The following is an 18,438-nucleotide window of genomic DNA, read 5'->3' as shown; positions in this document are numbered from 1 at the left end:
TGTATATTTATGAACAGGAGATAAGATAGATAACTGATTTTCTAATATATATATTGTTTTTTTATTTGACTGGGTGAATTGTTTGTTGTTTTTTATTGCACAGGCACACAAACAATTATCTACTCTTGTTCACAAGCAGTTCTTTACTCTATCCCTAGGCTTACTAGTATACTTAACTGATGATCGAACTCATTCGTATAATTGTGTTTAGAAAAATACAAAGTATAGAAATCAATTGAATTTACTAATGGAAAGTGGGAAGATACGTGGCAATTATTCAAGTGTCTCAGCGTGAAGGATCCAACTACAAAACCATTCAGGTTGCAGTAGAGGCAGCTTTACCAGGAGATACAGTGGAAGTTGATGAAGGTGTTTATTATGAACATGTAACAATCGATAAGCTGCTCGTTCTTCGAAGTTCAGAAGGTGAAGCGAGCTCAGTTCGTCTAACAGGAAGTGTTCGTATCGCGACAACGGAAGAAGTGCGTATCGAATCGATCAGTATTGGAGGAGGCACTGGTCCAGTGGACTTTGGTTTACATATCGAATCAGGAGATGTAACGCTTCACCACTGTCTTTTCTCTGAGATTCAAGGAGTTGCAATGCGAGTTGATGCAGCTGCAAAAGTATCCGTAGAGCATTCGAACTTTCAAAAAAACATACAAGGGATTGAGGTATTAGGGCGTTTGGCTTTGTTCGAATGCATAGTAGAAGACACGATCAAGTCTGCACAAATTAGTGTGCGCGCGGGAGGAGAAGTCGCGGTAACGAATTCCGGAATTTTAAGTGGGCAAGATGCTGGCCTTTGCTTGTATGAAACGAGTCGAGCAACAATCACACAAAGTTCATTCATCGGAAATCGCGGGGTTCAACTTCGTTTGGAACAAGACAGTTCTATGGACGTAGAAAGTACGAATTTTTATTTTGGACATGTCCAAGGAATCTATTGTGATCAATCTAAGGGTGTCCTGAAAAATTGTGTCTTTAAAAACCAAAGTTTGGAGCATGTAGCATTTACGAATGGATCCCATATCAAAGTCGAGGCAAGTACGTTTGAAAATGGTGAGGCTGAAGGAATGAACGTCAGTGGTTCATCAGTTGAGCTATCCGACTCACAGTTTAAAAACCAAAAAGGAGACCAAATTTCCTGTAACGAACAAAGCAAACTCTCGATTACAAAAACACAGATCCTTTCGGGTGAGTCTAGAGGAATTGTTTCCGGAAATTCCACGTGTACACTCATCGAATCTGAAGTGAAGTACAATCAGATGACGCAACTCTCTGCGTTTACTCAAAGCGTGTTCACGATTCTGGGTTGTGAAGTTGAGAGTGGAAACAATAAAGGAGTTTACGTGACAAGTAGTCAAGTGACTATTTCGGATTCTCTTATTAGCCATCATAGTGGTGTACAGATTTTTGCTTCTGAACAATCGGAAGTAATTCTGTCGGCGACCGAAGTAAAGAGTGGGGATAGTGTAGGGATAGTTGTAAAAGAATCCAAGTTGACGGCAGCCAATTGCATCATCTTCGGTCATAAGGGATCCAACATTTTACTCAGTGCTGCGGCTAAAGCAGAAATTACGGATTGTAGAATATCGGGTGGCGATAAGAACGGTATACTTGCAGGTCCTGAAGTAGTTATTTCAGTAGAACGGTCAATTTTGTTCAATCATAAAAGGCCACAAATAAGAGCAACGGAATCTGCAGAAGTCTTTATAACGGAATGTGAAATCTATGACGGTCAATCGTCAGGAATCGTCTTGAGTCAGGTGGAGCGTACTGAAGTGACGGTAACTCGAGTACATGGTCATCGTGATGATCAAATCATCTTGCAAGATTGTTCAGATGCTGTATTCACTGGGGTGCAAGTGATGAATGGGAAGAAGGCTGGACTGAGGCTCGAGCGTTCGGTTCCGGTTCTTAACGACTGTTCTTTTGAGAACAACGAAGCAGGAGATTTAGTTCGTTGGGATGACAGTGTTCCTTTGCTTACCGATACGGACTTGCAGGTTCCACCAATCACTAGTAAATTAGGCGGCAGTGCTGGACATTCCTCTACTATAGATTCATCACCTACTGATCAGATGGATGTTTTCATGAGTGGTTTGAACGGGTTTATTGGACTGGAAGATGTGAAAGACAAAATCCAGGAGTTTAAAAACGTAAGCGACATTAATCAATTCAAATTAGAGCGTGGAATGAAAGCTAATCTGATGATAGCGCCTCATATGGTCTTTCAAGGTAATCCGGGTACTGGTAAAACGACAGTCGCTCGGCTTATAGGAAAGATTTTTAAGGAACTAGGTTTATTAAAGACAGGCCACGTAACTGAAGTGAAGCGGGAAGATCTCGTTGGAACGCATGTTGGTGAATCAGAAGAACGAACGAAAGTAATTATTAAGGAAGCTATGGGTGGCGTCCTCTTTATAGACGAAGCGTATACGCTTGCAGCAGGGGGCAATTCTAGTAATGATTTCGGTAAAAAAGTAATTGAAACGTTGCTTCCTGCAATGGAAAATTCTCGCGGTGAATTCATTGTCATCGCGGCAGGCTATACCGAAGAAATGAGCAGTTTCCTAGCGTCTAATCCGGGATTGAAAGATCGTTTTACTGAAAAGATTCACTTTCTTGACTATACACCAGATGAGTTGCTTCAAATCTTCTTAAGCCGGTGTGAAGGAAGCTATGTGCTTACTCCTGCTGCCAAACAAGCAGTTTATGAGGAGTTCGTGGAACGTTATCGTATGCGCGATGAAACATTTAGTAACGCTCGAATGGCACGTATACTATACGATCAAATCGGGCTTGCTCAGTCGATGAGAATTGCGAAAATTCCGCGTGAAGAGTGGACGGAAAAGGTATTGACGACGTTTGAAGAACAAGACGTTGTACAAGCGGTACAAGAGCGTGGAGTGAAGACGTACGATGTTCCAATCGATGAAGTACTACTCGCCCATAAACGTGCAGAACTCCATCAGTTTATCGGCCTTGGTTCTGTGAAGGCTGAAATAGATAAAATGATTGAATTAATGAGATACTACAAACGAGAAAATCATTCTACAGAGAAGTTGATGAACCACACGCTGTTGATTGGTAAACCAGGGACAGGTAAAACCGAGGTCGGTCGTGTGCTCGCTGGTATTTATCAAGCGCTTGGATTATTAGAACGAGGCGATCTGATTGAAGTAGATCGCAGCGATTTAGTCGGTAGTCATATTGGTGAAACGGAGAAGCTGACAGCCGGGCTGATTGAACGAGCGATGGGTAGTGCGTTATTTATTGATGAAGCGTACACGCTTGCGAGTGGTGGAGAGAATGACTTCGGGAAAAAAGCAGTGGAAGTGGTGCTGAAAAAAATGTCCGATCGACAAGGCGAGTTCCTATTAATTGCCGCAGGGTACGAAAAAGAAATGAATCGTTTCTTAGACAGCAACCCCGGACTCCGTCGACGTTTCGGACTAACGTTCCATTTTGAAGATTATACACCAAAGGAATTAATGGAGATTACCGACCTCTATAGTAAAGGGTACGGCATAACAGATGAAGCAAAGAGTGCATTAGTTCGTCACTATGAAGAGATTTATGCGCGTAGAGATAGTCATTTCGGAAATGCCGGTCTTGCTAAAAAAATAGCGAAAGAAATGACGCGTAAAGTTGATTATCGAATGGCTGTGGCGAGCAATAAACAAAATAGGCTTGCGCTCGAAAAAGAAATTACGAAGGATGATTTAGTTTTGTTGGAGAGTTGAATGATTTGTTGTTTTAGTACACAGGTACTGCAAAAAAGCCATTGGAATGTTATTGTTCCAATGGCTTTACATCTCTTATTCTCTACTTGTTTGTTACTCTCCAAACTTCTCCTTGAACCTTCAACTTATTTCACCATAACCTCCCGTAACTTCGCGATCATTTTCTGCCGATGTTTTTTAATGCCCGGAAGTGAAATAGCAGCCCTTTTTGTGCATTCGGACAAGGACAACTCCTCTACAAATAGCCAGTGAACGAGATTGCGGTCAGCAGCTGTCATTTGTTCAAATGCTTCGTCTACTGCCTCAGACCATTCGGATTCGACTGTATCAGCGACTTTGAGCAACTCTTCTAGAGCCTCATTGTCCATTTGGGTTGTGTTCGAATCAACTATATTTTTCTTTTTTAATTCATCCAACATGGCTCCGCGGATGCTTCCGTAGGCGAATGGTGTGAAATTCCCTTTTTCCATGTCAAAACGAGTCCACGCTTGCCATAAAGCAACACTTCCTGTTTGTCTTATTTTCAGGTACCCGCAATGAACAATTCGGAAAATTAACTGCAATTGTATAAAAAATGAAAAGTCTGTTAAACCAATGTGTAGAACGATTTCATTTGTATTTTTATAACAATTATCGAATTTTAATTATTTAACATCGCACCAATACAATTAGATCATTCAAATAGCACTTCTCGTCAATTACTTGATGAGTGGGGATTTCTTCGGATTCGTATCTACAAAAAGAGAATCTATATGAACTGGATCACAAATTTGGATGTGATTTGCCTGCTTATACTACCTATGCAATCTACTTGAAAAGCAAGAAGGATAGTTTAATCGTAAGGGCATAACAATGTCTACTGTCACCACATTAGCTTCATACTGATGGATGAGGTGGTAAAATGACGATTGTACGACTAGGATATGTTGCGATGAGTATGGAACTGAAAAATGCTTCTCCATCCAAAACAATGACGTTTGCTCAGTTCCAAAAGATCGGGGATCGTGAGGCGGCGATTCGCAAATTGGAAAGGATTGCGCTGGCTAATCTTGAAAATACACATAGATTGCTGAAACATAATGTATTTAATGGAATTCATTTTTATCGCTTAACCTCTCGACTGATTCCATTGGCGAACCATGGAGAACTTCCTAATTGGAGTTATATGGAGCCGTTAAAAAAGAAATTGGGCGAAATTGGGGAGATTGTTAGAAAACATCAGCTAAGAATTGATTTTCATCCCGATCATTTTGTTGTTCTGAATTCCTTTGAAAAAGAAGTGTTGGAGAATTCATTAAAAAGCTTAACTATGCATTATTTATTGTTAAAGGGAATGAACATTGATTCTACTCATCGTTGTGTGCTCCATGTCGGTGGCAACTATAAAGAAACAGAAAAGTCTTTGGACCGATTTGTTGCAAATTGGGTTTATTTCCTAAAGCGCATTCAACAGATGATCATACTCGAAAATGATGATACTCCATTTACACTGGACGATACGCTTTATGGTGATTGAGAGATTTCTAAAGGATTGATGAGAAGGGGAATATCAACTATAATAGGTTCTGGGTTCCGATGTAAAAGCGAATTGATTTGGAAATTAGTACTCGTTATTAGTCATAGGATAAAAAACAATAAAGGGAGAACAAAGCCATGCAAAATAATTTTCTAGAAAAAATACAGCCCTTTCTCACTGATCGAGAACCATTAGTACAAGAATTTGTCGTGCAAGCATTACAAGGATATCCGCACACGCCACCGGAATGGACAGATTTCATCATCCAGGACTTATTAAATCAAAATGAAGTGAATTCGGCCATTCTCGTTTGGCTGAATGAACGTAATGTCGATGCAAAATCTGTACCTCTTTTAATTCGACTGATCAATAAGCTTCCTAGCCACCTTAAGCATTTGGGTATGTCCTTCCTTTTTGAATTAAGCCCTACAGTAATTGTCGAACATGAAATGGACCTGGCTCCTTATTTGGCAAAGGAGCAATTCGAGTTTTATCACGGCTTAGTGAATAGCACTCAAGAGGAATTAATATCACAATTCAATGATAAAATTGCCCAGTTAGAAAAGCAAAATAGATTCAATCAATCCATTTACAGGGAAGCAAAATTTATTCAAAATGAGCTGTTCAGGCGCGGATGGCTTGATGAAGCTGAATTAGCTATCATTCTAAAAGCTGAATTAGCAAATGACTGGTTTTCATATTGTGGGTTGTTGGCTGTTCGCGCAATCGGCTTATTAAAGCTGCCATCCTACATACCTACGCTAGCCGAATTGCTCGCTCGAGATGAAGATATACTGCTGGAGGAAGTAGCGGAAGCACTTAGTCGCTATCAGTCTGATGAGGTTGTAAAAGTAGTTAAACCATTCGCCATGCGGCATGAAACCTTCATATTTGCCTTGTCTGTATTGGGAAACACAAAAACTGATTACGCGGAGACGGTTCTCGTCGATTGCTATGATGTCCTTGATGAGGATGGAAAGGGTATGGTCATTGAAGGCTTGACACATCAATTATCAGAAAGGGCATTTCCGTTAATTGATGACTACCTGCTTCAAGGGTATCTGTACGGAGTAAATGACATGGATCAAGTTCTCTATAGTTTCTTTAAACTTATGGGAAGAACGCACCCGGATAGCGAGTCATGGAAGGCTTCTAGGGAACGTAAAGAACAATCTATGCAAGAATATGAACGGCGTGGAAGCTTTCCTAAGATGGAGTCAATAGCCACGATAAAAGTCGGCAGAAATGATCCTTGTTCTTGTGGCAGTGGGAAGAAGTATAAAAAGTGTTGTGGGAAGGGCTAAGGATGGATAGAACCTATTGATAGATGACTTACCCAATAAATCCTGTTTCCTATCTAAATGGGGACAGGATTTAAATTGCTCTAATGTATTAGAGACACCTTAATTTAGGAAAAGTGAAAAACATGCAACGAACGAACCTAGTAAAGGTGTGAAATTCACGGACATGTTGAACAACGCCATCAATAAATACAACAAACGAGCCATCGAAGAACTCATCGCACTTGCAAAGGGAATGAATGATCCATATAAAGCAGGCGAAGTTGATGGCTGGTGGGATGGAAGTTTAGAACTTTATAGGATTGATGTAAGGCCCTGGTGTTCAGAAATGGATGCTGGGGTCTTTGGGTTGTAGGTGCCGAACAATCAGTAGTTATATTTAACGTTTGGTGTCCGGATGTGTTTTTTTGTAGTTCTTCCTATTTTAAGAAAGGTAATAAAAAGAGTTATTAGAATGTTTTGGTGAATAAGATTGTCATCTATGGTAGAATAATTCCAATGAATATAACTACTTATGAACCATGACGATTAGCATATGGTGGACATGAAAGTGGATTTTATATCAAAAACATTGAGGGGGAGTTAAATGGAAAGGAATCTTCGTGTCAAAGGCAATCGGTCTAGCGTCGTTGGATATTTATTAGCGTTCTTTTTGGGAGGTTTTGGAATCCATCTATTTTACTATAAAAAGTATCTTAGGGGGATTTTATATCTTATATTTAGCTGGACATACATACCATTTATACTAGGTTGGATTGATATGTTTTTTGTGAAGAAATGGACTCAACGATTTAATGGTTCAGATAGTCATTTGGTTGAGGAGCAAGTGACTACCATTCCCCACAATGGTGATAATCAATTGCAAGTAGCTGTATCTAGGGAGTCATCAACACCAGAGCAGAGAATAACAAATCTAGGTACGAGTAAAAGTAAATCAAAATTATTTTATGATGAGGGAGCGATAATCCTTCCTAAATATAGTCATCTAAAAACACCCGATTTTATATTGAAATCTGTCCGTGATTCCGTAAAGCCTAATACAAGAGAGCGTTCCGGATCTACGGGATTTAATATTGAAGTATCATACTCGAATTCTGGCAAAGAGTTTATACAGAAATCCGTTAAGCTCTCCAATCAAAAAGGTCAAAAAGCAAGGGAGATACCTTTACAAGCTTATTGGACTACCTTTGAGCATTTAGATGATAAAAAACTAAAGTGGTACTTGTACTGGCGAGAAGAAATGCTGAAAGGGAACTATATTGAAGTAGATCTTAGTTATATTTTTGTATTTGTTTACGAACTTCTAAATTATTCCTTTAATGAAAAAGCGGCATTCAACGTCAGTGCGTTAGTGAGAATTCACGAGAATTATATAGACATGCATCCTAAACTTGATAATTATTTACCGCGTTGGATTCATGATATGTTAAATGAATTAGAGGAAAGTAAGCTGGCGAATGAATGGGGAAGTGAGGAGCATAAACCCACTTTATATAAACGGATTGTTGAAGCCGAAGTTCCTATAGAGAAAATCTCGATTACTAACTGGAAGCCATATATACGTAATTATAGGGAAACAGCTTTTTTCGACACTCATAAAAACAAAATTTATAAAACATTTAAATCTGGAGTAGCTCTATTGCAGCAACATTATGAGGGTGAGAGCAAAGATCTTGGTGAAATTTGGTTTGAAACAAAGAAGGTTCGAAATGTAGTTCAATTATTCTCTGGAGCTGTTATTGGTAGGAAAACAGAGCCAATTCATGTTTACTCCGATGAAGTTATCGCGAGAAACAATTTTTATAGTGAAATCACGGAACTGTTTAGAATGTCGGAAAATATAGTCCGAGATCATAGCGGGGAAAAACGAAAAATAAAGGTGGACAACAGTGTGTTGCCTGACGAATTCCAAGAAAAAATGATGGAAAACCTAAGGGGGAAATCTAATGAAACAAAAGAACGCTTTAAGAAGGTTCAATCAAAAAATCACTTGGTATCAGGTAGTGAAATTCCGAAATCACCTGATAGACATGCCGAAGCAGAAGTAGCGATTACTATTGCATCTACTATCTCCTTTGACAGCGAAAACATTAATCGACTAAATAGTGAAAACCAAGATTTACAAAAGCTATTCGATGAACTGGACCCTATAACTGAATTGGAAGAAGAACTAATTGAGCCTTCCATTTTGGAAACTGATGTGATCGGTCATGTTGATTCAATCAATTCCTATTTCGATAATCTAGATATAAATCAAGAAGAAGATGAAGAAGGCTATATTCAAACTTTAACAGTAATCGAAAAAGAATTTTTGATTAGCCTGGACAATGGGGAGTGCACTTTGGAAGATGCATCTGTATTTGTGAAAGGAAAAGGTCAGATGCTGGGAGCCTTTTTGAGCGAGTTAAATGAAAAAGCGCGTGAGCATTTAGGCGATAATATTATTGAACTTGAGCAGGATAAGATTTTACTTTATGAAGAGTTCACTTTTGTTATTGAAACCTTGAAAGGAGCATGAAGATGAAGATAAAAACAAGAGATTCTTCTGCTATTTTGAACTCTCTTTTTGGTGGAGTCGTACCAAGTAGGGGATTACATTATATTATGGTTGGAAGAGCGGACGAAGCTAAACAAATTTTAATCGATTTGCAAAATGTTAAGAAAGGGTCATCGATTATTAAATTCTTCATCGGTCCTTTCGGGAGTGGAAAGAGCTTCATTCAGGCATTAATCCAACAAATTGCGTTTAGTGAAAACTTTGTTATAGCCAAAGCGGATTTTACCCCTGAGAGAAGATTGTATGGGGGCGAGGGGAAGGCCGTCGCTATATATACAGAATTAATGAAAAACCTGTCCATTTCTACTGTTCCAGATGGCAATGCACTTCCGACCATTTTAGACAAATGGATTAGTGAAGTACAGTCAAGCATTGCAAAAGAAAAGGATTATGATCTTGTCGGGCTTGATAATCCTTCATTTGTAAAAGATATCGAAAATGAAATTGTGAATTTAGTTTCCAAAATGGATGAATTAACGGGAGGGTACGATTTTTCAAGGATACTGATTCAGTATTTTCGTGGATTTGTGGAAGACGATACCGACCTACAACGACGTGCATTAAGATGGCTGCGAGGGGAATATGGTACGAAGACAGAAGCACGTGCAGATTTAGGTGTTCGGGAAGTTATTAATGACAATAACTATTATGATTACATTAAAGTGTTTTCCCAATTTGTAAAACAAATTGGATATTCGGGTTTTGTGGTAAATTTTGATGAAGCCATAAATTTATACAAAATAACTCACTCCCAAACGAGGGATAAGAATTATGAGACTATCCTTAAAATTTACAATGATACTTTACAAGGAAATGTAGAAGGATTGTACGTAACAATTGGAGGTACACCTGAATTCTTAGAGGATGAAAGAAGAGGCCTATTTAGCTATGGTGCCTTGAAACGTCGTTTGCAATCAAATCGTTTCGAAACAACAGAGTTTCGTGATTATTCCCAACCTGTTATTAAGTTATTACCGCTTCAGCATGATGAAACTTTTGTATTAATGCAGAAATTAAGAGACATTCATGCGTTTCATCACGGCTATATTTCTACTGTAGCAGATGGTGAAATAATGAGTTTTATCAGGGGGGAATACTCACGACCTGGAGCGGATGAGCACTTAACTGTAGGAGATGTCATTCGTACTTTCTTAGGTGCATTAAATATTATTCATCAGAATCCCAGTATTAATCGTGATGGTCTATTTGGTGAAAAGAACGTATACGCGGAGTCATCGACAATTCAAAATCGTTTTTCTAGAATGGAAGGGTAGAGAGGTCCATGAGTTCCTTTCAATTATTATCAAAATCCATGCAACAAAAGATTTGGGATATGAAGTGGGATAGATTTACTCCGATTCAAGATCAAACAATACCAATTATAATGACTACTACTAATGATGTCGTCATTTCATCCGCAACTGCTTCTGGCAAGACAGAGGCAGCTTTTTTACCGATTCTATCAATGATAGAAGAAAGGGCAGATGAAGGGCTTAAAGTATTATATGTATCTCCCTTAAAAGCCTTAATTAATAACCAGTTTGATCGAATTGAAAAGTTATGTGAATATAATCAGATTGCAATACATAAATGGCACGGAGATGTCACACAAAGTAAAAAGAAAAAGTTGATTCAAAATCCAACAGGAATTTTGCAAATTACTCCCGAATCAATCGAGAGTCTTTTTATTAATAGGACTGGACATATTCATCATCTATTTAAAAACTTGGAGTTTATTGTGATTGATGAAATACATTCATTTATTGGTTCGGAACGTGGGGCACAGCTTCGGTCACTTTTATCACGTATAGAGCCATATGCAAATTCCCGTCCAAGAATAGTTGGTTTATCGGCAACGATAGACAATTTTTCTGTTGTGAAAGACTGGGTTAATTATCAGCAACCAGACAACGTAGAAATTGTTGAGGCTAAAGGTAGTGACAAAGAACTATTGTATCATCTAATGCATTTTAATCTTGAAGAGGATAGAAAAAAGCCAGTTGCGCTCTTTGAAGATATCAGGAATTTGACCAGAAATCAAAAGGCGATTGTATTTTGTAATAGCAGAGGAGATGTCGAAGAGTCGACAGTTATGTTAAATCGATTGGCGGAGCGTGAACACGTAGGGGAAACTTATTATGCTCATCATTCATCTATAGACAAAGCAGAGCGAGAGTATGTTGAAAAAAGCATGATAGAATCCAAGACGCCCAAAAGTGTTATTGCGACTAGTTCCCTGGAGCTTGGGATTGATATAGGTGATGTAGATATTGTTATTCAAATTGACAGTACATTTACAGTATCATCGTTGAAACAGCGATTGGGACGTTCAGGACGAAAAATGAATGCCAATCAGATCTTACAACTATATACGACTTCTTCAGATGATTTGTTACAGTCGGTAGCTGTGATGGAACTGATAGTAGAGAAATGGATTGAGCCAGCGCAATCTATAAGCGCTCCTTATGATATTTTATTCCATCAGATTATCTCCCTTTGTGCGGAAACCAATGGACTTAACCAGGATGAGTTACTACTGCGAATGAAGCGAAATGATGTCTTTCATCATATCGCGGAAGAAGATATTCAACAAATTATTTTAGACATGATTGCTAATGATTACCTTGAGGCAATCAAAGGAAGTGGCGAGGTTATTGTTGGGCTGGAAGGAGAACGTCTTCTTCGAAGTAAAGAATTCTATGCTGTATTTATGTCTCCAGAAGAATATATCGTGCTTGAAGGGATCCGAAAGATAGGGGCCATTGATAAAACCCCGATGGTTAATGTAGGTGAAAATATTATTCTTGCAGGCAAACTTTGGACCATTATAGTGGTTGATAGTAATACGAATAAAGTGTATGTACAAAAAGCAGTAAATGCAAAAAGACCCCATTATTCTGGCGGGGGCGTAAAGATTCATGAACGTATTGGCCAAAAAATGATGGAAATTCGTTGTAGCAAAAATAAGATCGCTTATATGAATGATGAAGCGACATATGCTTTGGAAGAAGCGAGAGCACCGTATCATCACTATGAAGTTAACCCTTTGAAGAGAGTTGTGTGGGAAAATCGAGAAGGTATTATCATAGAGACCTACACTGGAACCACTATAGCTAAAACACTATTATGGGCATTGAGATATATGGGGGTGACTCCAACGAAGTTAGATGGAGTTGGCAGGATATTTATACAGCGATCCAATCATGAAATTATGGATGTTCTAAGGGAAATAAAAGATAGATATTGGAAAGATGAAGATTTTTTAGGAGTAACATTAGATCATGAACGATACGTTACAAAGTATTCAAACTTTTTGTCAGATAACTACCAAATAGCTATGCATATAGAAAATGAGATAGATATCGATGGAATGAAAGAACATTTTAATAATCATGATTATATTCATATTAGAAGTTGACGGTTGGAAGTTAGTTTAGAGTATTATTTTCTAACTCAAACTGCGATGATTGTCGTATTATGGACATAAGAAGTTCCCCTTCTTGTCTGTGAGTTTATTTGGTCACTTTCTCATTTTGACATTTTGGAGGGTACTTCTTTTTTTGTTTGGAAGTCCTCGACTCGCAAGGGATTGGGGCTATGAAATTGATGCAATCACTAAGCAATATTTTTGGGGGGGAGAGAAAAGAGTGGTTATTATTAAAGCATCAACTAACATTTCTACAAATGAACACAAACATGAAAAAGATAGACAATCAAAAGATGTATTTGAATATCTAAAAAAACTATCAGCTGCTATTGGTTTTTCTTACAATGGGAAATCAATACTCTTAAGCCAATATGAACAGCTAGTCAAGCCAAATAAGCAAAGTGTGCTGTATCAGTATTTATCTAAAAGTACGATAGTAAGTAGGACAAATGAAGAGATGATGATATTTCCATTTGGTGTGAATCTAAGCCAAAGAAAAGCAGTTGAAATGGCTATGGAAAATTCAGTTAGTATAATTGAAGGTCCTCCTGGAACAGGGAAGACCCAAACGATTTTAAACATTGTAGCCAATATTGTTAGGAGAGGAAAAACAGTAGGCATCGTTTCTGGCAACAACTCTGCAACAGAAAATGTACAAGAGAAACTGGAGAAGCATGGATATGGCTTTATGACTGCGTTATTAGGTAATGCATCATTAAGAAAGGAGTTTTTTGAAAAGCATCAATCCCAACTTCCAGATATGACTGTTTGGAGAATAACTGAGGATGAAGAAAAGGCACTTTCAGATCAACTTGAGGCTACGACCCAAACACTTACTAAGTTGTTAGAAAATCAAAGGGAATTGGCTAAGTTAAAAGAAGAATTATCAAAATTCCAATTGGAGCAGCGCTATTTTGAGAGTAGCTTTATAGGAGAATATATCACGAAGAAAGAATATTCTTTTCGGAAAGTGTGGACGCCCGAGGATATTATCAAATTTATTATGCAGATAGAGGGGCTGGCACTTTCAAATAAGGGAATTACTTTTAAATCGAAGGTACAAGTTTTTTTTCAATATGGCGTTTATAAATTTGGTTTATTCGAGCAGAATCGTAATCATATAATAAATTCTCTTAAAAGGGAGTACTACAAAAATAATATTGAAGACAGAAACGGTAAAATTAAAGAGTTAGAAATGAAGCTTAACACTCAAAGTTATCATTTGTTGCTAGAAAGTTATGAAGAACTATCGTCGAAATTATTTAGGGCATCATTTAGTCGCAAATATTCTCGATTAGATCATGGGAAAAGGGGCTATTCAGCAAAAGATTATAAGTATAGATTTTCTGAATTTACAAAGGATTATCCCGTAATTTTAAGTACAACGCATTCAATATTGAATGCAATTCCGAAAGAGTATTTATTTGACTACATCATTATTGACGAAGCATCGCAAGTAGATCTTGTGACAGCGTCATTAGCATTAGCGTGTTGTAAAAATGTTGTTATTGTAGGGGATGTCAAGCAATTGCCTCATATAGTATCTCCTGAGATGAAAGAGCTAAGTGCTAATTTATTTAGTGAATACTCAATAGAAGAAGCTTATGATTATAATAAATATAGCATTATTGAATCTTTAATGAATTTATATGAACATTCATTGCCAACAACATTTTTAAGTGAACACTATCGCTGTCATCCAAAGATTATTGGCTTTTGTAACGCAAAATATTATAATAACCAACTGGTTGTGATGACTCAGGAAACTCCAGATGATACGCCTTTGAAAATTTATAAAACAGCACCTGGTAATCATGCACGAAAAAGTAGGCAAGGTGAAAGCCAAGGGTGGTACAATGTTCGTCAAATAGAAGTAATTAAAGATGAAATAATTGCTGTTCATGGACAAAGATATAGCGATTGTGGTGATGTAGGTATAATTTCTCCATTTAGAATGCATGTGATTGAAACTAATCAGCGAATTACATACCCGGCGTTAGAAGTAGATACAGTACATAGATTTCAGGGGCGTGAAAAAAAGACTATTATCTTTCCAACTGTCGCCAATAAAATATCTTCATTCATTGATGATCCAAATCTCATCAATGTAGCTGTTTCAAGGGCTGTCGATGAACTAGTGGTTGTCACTTCAGATAAGCTTTATAAACAGCAAGGTAGCCAACTAGGTGATTTAATCCGTTATATAGAATACAATTCCTTTGATAGTGTTATTGAGAGTCAAAAGGTTTCAGTTTTCGATCTTTTATATACGGAATATTCTAAAGTACTGTTGCAGTATAGAAACCAAGGCAAAAGAGTATCTGAATACCAGTCAGAGAATTTGATGTACGCTATTATTGAAGAAGTGCTTGCACTTCCTGAATTTAAGTCTTTTAAGTGTGTCATACACATACCTCTAAATACATTGGTCATCGATTATTCAGATTTAACAGTAGAAGAGCAGAAGTTCGCTAGGAATCCGTGGTCACATGTAGACTTTTTGATTTTTAATAAATTAGATAAGGAAGCGTTGTTGGCAGTGGAAGTAGATGGCGTGATGTTTCATCATAATGAAAAGCAAAGACAAAGGGATACGCTGAAGGATAGCGTATTATCCAAAAGTAATCTTCCATTGCTTAGAGTAGCCACGAATGAAAGTGGTGAGAAGGAAAAATTAATTGCGAAATTAATGGAGATAATTAAGCAGAGCGAATTTTAAGTATGAAGCTACTAGATACGGAGGTATATCATGTTTGTCGTCGATCAAGGATTAAATAAAATCACAAAAATAGCAAATAAAACTTTTCAAGAATTGGGTATAAGGGAAAGAGAGCATCTCCAAGAGTGGATTGCGGATAATACGGAGTGCCTTGGAGAAGAGCTGTTAATCATTCAGAAGGAATTCGATGGTTTTGATGATACCAATGAAAGATTAGACCTTCTTGCGCTTGATAAAAATGGGGATTTGGTCATTATAGAAAATAAGTTAGATGACAGTGGTAGGGATGTTACGTGGCAGGCGTTAAAGTATGTTTCCTATTGCCACACGTTGACTAAACCGCAAATTAAGGAGATTTACCAGTCCTATTTGGACAAGAATATGACAGGCGAAGATGCAGAAGAGAATATCGAGGAATTTTTCAATGGTGAACCGTTTCAAGAGATAGCCTTAAATGAAAATGATCAGCGGATGATTTTGGTTGCTGGGAAGTTTCGTAAAGAGGTTACGTCTACAGTGTTATGGCTAATTGACCATGGGATTAAGGTTCAATGCTTTAAAGTTTCACCGTATGAATTCGAGAGTAAGATTTTGTTGGATATTGAACAAATTATTCCCGTTAAAGAAACTCAAGAATTAATGATTAAAATGACTGATAAAAAACGCCAAGTGATGGAAAACAAAGAACTGAATCATAAGCGATATGAAATTCGCAAAGAATTCTGGGGACAGTTGCTTGAAAAGTTTAATACGATGTCCGACCAATATAAGAATGTTAATCCAAACAAAGATCATTGGCTTTCAAGTGGCTCTGGTGTAAGTGGTGTACCATTTAGTTTTGTTATTACAAGATCTTATGCAGCCGTTGAAGTGCTCATAAATGTAGGAGGACAAGCTGAGAATAAACGAATTTTTGATGCGCTTTATCAATCAATCCAAGACATCGAAAAAAATCTTGGTTCTCCATTGTTCTGGCAAAGGCTAGATGATAAGAAGTCATCACGTATATCCTATAGATTAGAGGATGTAAATTATTTTAATCGAGATGACTGGGACAAAATCATAGAATTCTTATGTAAGGCAATGATTAATTTTGTAAGGGTAATTAAAGAACCTTTGAAACAAGCAGCACACTAATTATTTGGAGAAGGGGTTTTTCATATATGGAGATAGATTCAGAACTAATCATAGATTTGCTCGAGGCTTTACCAGAAGATAAACAAAAATTGGCGATTGAATATATTTATACCCTTATTCGCGAATGGGATCCTGATTTCACAAAATTAACTCCACGTGAACAAAAAAGAATTGATGAGGCTCGAGAAGAAATGAAAAATGGTGAATATGTCCGGCTTGAGGATATAGACTGGGATACTGAATAAAATAAAAGATAAGTTCCTTTTTCAAAGAAATCTACTCAATTGCCATTGCGCTCTGAAGTAGCAACATTTCAAATACTTATGTTTGAAACGTACGTTCTCGCGTGATATAATTAAGAGGACTTCTTTTGAGTAACCTTAAGTAAGTAAACTCACGTGGTAGTTTTGGTGACTATGGTTTTCATTGCTGCTATGAGGGACAGTAATATAATGAAGGAAATAATTGGAGTAATGAGGGAGGAGGAGAAAGATGGAGAATATTCTACTTGAAATTAAAAATGAACTGAATGGAATTCGAAATCAAATGGCAACCAAGGAAGACATTTCAAACATGGCAACCAAGGAAGATATCTCGATGCTAGCAACTAAAGCTGATGTTGCAGACATTCCGTTAATTAAACAAGCTATATTAGAATCACGTCATGAATTAGCTGCAGTAAGAGAAACGACGGATGGAATGAAAATCGACATTCAAGAATTAAAAGAAAATGATGTACTATTTGAAGAAATTCTGCTGCATCAACGAAAATTAATTGACATGCTGACGATAAAGACATCAGATCATGAAGCACAGTTGAAATGGGTTAGGTGAATTACTTGGCGATAGTTGGAAATGATATGGGCATATAAAAAGCGATTACATCTATCATAGATGCAATCGCTTTTGTTGTGGTGTAGATTATTTTAGGGGAAACGAAATATGCTAAGATAGAGATAGGTTAATTTGAAGGGAAGCGTTTGTGATGATGTCACCATTAACATTTATACATACAGTGCCTGAAACGACGGCTGACAAGCAACCAGCTATTTTTTTGTTGCATGGAATGGGAAGTAATGAGGAAGATTTGCCGCAGCTTGTCCAAGATTTCAAAGGTAGCCACCATATTTTCAGTCTACGGGGTCCGATTGTGTTGTATCCAGATTATACTTTTTTTACAATTGAAGAGGAAGGAAAGCCAATCCGTGCTGAATTTGATGAAGTACTAACCACTATTCAATCCTTTATTCAAGAGGCGATTGTGGAATTTGGGCTTGATGAGGATCAGATTTATGTACTTGGATTTAGTCAGGGCGCGGTCCTTGCTCAGTCTTTAGCGTTAACGATGGGCAGCATGATACGTGGCGTTGTAGCGTTAAGTGGCTACGTACCAGATTTTGTGAAGATGGATTATGAACAGCACACAGTTGCTCATTTGAACATCTTTATTTCACATGGGGCCTATGATTATATTATTCCGCCGCATTGGGGTGAGGAAAGTAAGGAGTACTTCGAAACGCTAGGTGCGAAAGTGACCTTTAAGACATACAATGACGGACATGGTGTCACGCCAGACAATCATCAAGATCTTGTGGCTTTTTTGCGTGGTCGGTAAGTGGGATAGAAGTTTAGAACTTTATAAGATTGATTTAAGGCCCTAGTGTTCAGAAATGGATGCTGGGGTTTTTAGTGGTGAGAGAAATAGTATACATTTCTCTGCTATTATATTCGCAATCATAAGAATACACATATTTTGTCAACGAGAACAGGTGTATGCAGTCTAAACCTGTTATATACTTGAATAATAGAATATTTTAGCCAAGGATACTAAGTACTAGAATGATAGGAGGAATCCTTTTATGCAAACAGTGATTTTTGGAGATCACGAAGAAAATACTCTTCGTCAGTTTCGAAATTGTTTGGAAGCCGGAAATGTCATAGGTGGCGTGTTATGTGCGGATGGACATTACGGCTATAGTCAGCCAGTAGGTGGAGTCATTGTGTACGATGGACAAATATCTCCCTCCGGCGT

General features: G+C 37.7%; 11 protein-coding genes and 4 pseudogenes. 14 read left to right on the top strand and 1 reads right to left on the bottom strand.

Annotated features, from left to right (window positions below):
- The first annotated feature begins 266 nt into the window (after nucleotides 1-266).
- The gene (locus H4683_RS12705) at nucleotides 267-3,749 is read left to right on the top strand and encodes a right-handed parallel beta-helix repeat-containing protein (RefSeq protein WP_192599201.1); all 3,483 of its coding nucleotides are present in this window, start codon (nucleotides 267-269) and stop codon (nucleotides 3,747-3,749) included.
- 125 nt (nucleotides 3,750-3,874) lie between these two features.
- Here H4683_RS12705 and H4683_RS12700 read toward each other — a convergent pair whose 3' ends face one another.
- Nucleotides 3,875-4,312 carry a sigma-70 family RNA polymerase sigma factor gene (locus H4683_RS12700; protein WP_192599200.1) on the bottom strand — a complete coding sequence of 146 codons (438 nt, stop codon included), beginning with the start codon at nucleotides 4,310-4,312 and terminating at the stop codon, nucleotides 3,875-3,877.
- Nucleotides 4,313-4,650: 338 nt separating this feature from the next.
- Between H4683_RS12700 and uvsE the strand changes: the two are divergent.
- The 13 genes and pseudogenes from uvsE to H4683_RS12640 form a co-directional block, all read left to right on the top strand.
- Nucleotides 4,651-5,256 (top strand): annotated as a pseudogene (uvsE, locus tag H4683_RS12695) (UV DNA damage repair endonuclease UvsE); the annotation flags it as partial.
- A 146-nt stretch (nucleotides 5,257-5,402) separates the two neighbouring features.
- Complete coding sequence (locus H4683_RS21420) at nucleotides 5,403-6,569, top strand: HEAT repeat domain-containing protein (RefSeq protein WP_225942075.1); 1,167 nt, start codon at nucleotides 5,403-5,405, stop codon at nucleotides 6,567-6,569.
- Between the two features lie 107 nt (nucleotides 6,570-6,676).
- A pseudogene (locus tag H4683_RS22415) lies at nucleotides 6,677-6,837 on the top strand (type I restriction enzyme endonuclease domain-containing protein); the annotation flags it as partial.
- 315 nt (nucleotides 6,838-7,152) lie between these two features.
- Nucleotides 7,153-7,320: pseudogene (locus tag H4683_RS21745) on the top strand (TM2 domain-containing protein); the annotation flags it as partial.
- Between the two features lie 6 nt (nucleotides 7,321-7,326).
- Nucleotides 7,327-9,084, top strand: coding sequence for a TerB N-terminal domain-containing protein (locus H4683_RS12680; protein WP_239027721.1), 1,758 nt, complete (start codon nucleotides 7,327-7,329; stop codon nucleotides 9,082-9,084).
- A gap of 2 nt (nucleotides 9,085-9,086) precedes the next feature.
- Entirely contained in the window at nucleotides 9,087-10,397 is a 1,311-nt protein-coding gene (locus tag H4683_RS12675) for an ATP-binding protein (RefSeq protein ID WP_192599196.1), read from the top strand.
- A gap of 8 nt (nucleotides 10,398-10,405) precedes the next feature.
- Nucleotides 10,406-12,541 (top strand): DEAD/DEAH box helicase, encoded by a 2,136-nt coding sequence (locus H4683_RS12670; RefSeq protein WP_192599195.1) that lies wholly within the window; start codon nucleotides 10,406-10,408, stop codon nucleotides 12,539-12,541.
- Nucleotides 12,542-12,683: 142 nt separating this feature from the next.
- A complete protein-coding gene (locus tag H4683_RS12665; protein ID WP_192599194.1) occupies nucleotides 12,684-15,269 on the top strand; it encodes an AAA domain-containing protein in 2,586 nt (861 codons plus the stop codon).
- Nucleotides 15,270-15,299: 30 nt separating this feature from the next.
- Nucleotides 15,300-16,406, top strand: a complete 1,107-nt coding sequence (locus H4683_RS12660; protein ID WP_192599193.1) for a DUF4268 domain-containing protein — start codon at nucleotides 15,300-15,302, stop codon at nucleotides 16,404-16,406.
- Between the two features lie 26 nt (nucleotides 16,407-16,432).
- Complete coding sequence (locus H4683_RS12655) at nucleotides 16,433-16,651, top strand: hypothetical protein (protein WP_192599192.1); 219 nt, start codon at nucleotides 16,433-16,435, stop codon at nucleotides 16,649-16,651.
- A gap of 247 nt (nucleotides 16,652-16,898) precedes the next feature.
- Nucleotides 16,899-17,240 (top strand): hypothetical protein, encoded by a 342-nt coding sequence (locus H4683_RS12650; RefSeq protein ID WP_192599284.1) that lies wholly within the window; start codon nucleotides 16,899-16,901, stop codon nucleotides 17,238-17,240.
- A 151-nt stretch (nucleotides 17,241-17,391) separates the two neighbouring features.
- On the top strand, nucleotides 17,392-18,021 hold the full coding sequence (locus tag H4683_RS12645; RefSeq protein ID WP_192599191.1) for an alpha/beta hydrolase: 630 nt from the start codon (nucleotides 17,392-17,394) through the stop codon (nucleotides 18,019-18,021).
- Nucleotides 18,022-18,265: 244 nt separating this feature from the next.
- Nucleotides 18,266-18,438, top strand: a pseudogene (locus H4683_RS12640) (RtcB family protein); the annotation flags it as partial.

This window comes from Sporosarcina limicola, assembly GCF_014873855.1.
GTDB lineage: Bacteria > Bacillota > Bacilli > Bacillales_A > Planococcaceae > Sporosarcina > Sporosarcina limicola.
The sequence above is the reverse complement of the archived record's forward strand: the minus strand, read 5'-3'. Positions and strand labels throughout refer to the sequence as shown.